The following is an 803-nucleotide window of genomic DNA, read 5'->3' on the forward strand; positions in this document are numbered from 1 at the left end:
TATGATGAAGAGCATTTAGATAAAGAAAGTAACGCATCAGATTTGTCGACAGAAGGCTTATTTCGCAAGCTTGTGAGTTGGTACAAAGAAGATGTGGAGCATGTGAATAAATGGCGTGAACATGCGCGGGAGGATTTTCGTTTTTACAATGGTGATCAGTGGAATGAGGCTGATTTAGCGGCGTTAAAAGAGCAACGCCGCCCCGTTATGACCTTTAATCGTATTGCTCCGCTTGTGAATGCCGTTGTGGGGTCAGAACGCAACAATAAGCGAGAAGTGCAGTTTATTCCCCGTCAAGTAGGGAAGGCATTGCCTAGTGAATTGCTTACTGGTGCGGCAGAATGGTTTCGGGACATGGCGCATGCAGAATACGCTGATAGTGATGCTTTCCAAGATGCCGTTATCTGCGGCATGGGGTGGACTGATACCCGCCTTGATTATGAAAATAGCTTTGATGGTGAACCGGTCATTACGCGTTTAGACCCGTTAAAGATGGTTTGGGATAGCGCGGCAGTGCAACCGAATTTAACCGATGCACAACGCATGTGGTATGTAGATCGCAAGCCCTTGGAAGTAGCTAAGCAGATGTTTCCCAAATCTCATTGGACAGAGCTGAGTGCAGATTGGGCTCGTGATGGGGTTGCTTATGAGGGCATTCATCATAATGATCTTGAAGCTTATAATGATGAGAAGGGCATTGATGTTGAAAACGGTCGACGGATGATCACACTTGTTGAAGGGCATTATAAACAAAAATACAATAAAGTCAATAGGTTGAGTGTAATTATCTTATATGAATCCAC

1 protein-coding gene is annotated in these 803 nt (G+C 44.7%); it reads left to right on the forward strand.

Going from position 1 to position 803, the window contains the following annotated elements:
- A partial coding sequence (locus tag ACFIJZ_RS09965) for a portal protein (protein WP_375632003.1) occupies positions 1–803 on the forward strand: 803 nt, incomplete at both ends.

The sequence above is a fragment of the Bartonella sp. CL70QHWL genome, from assembly GCF_042194855.1.
In the GTDB taxonomy this organism is placed as follows: Bacteria; Pseudomonadota; Alphaproteobacteria; order Rhizobiales; family Rhizobiaceae; genus Bartonella.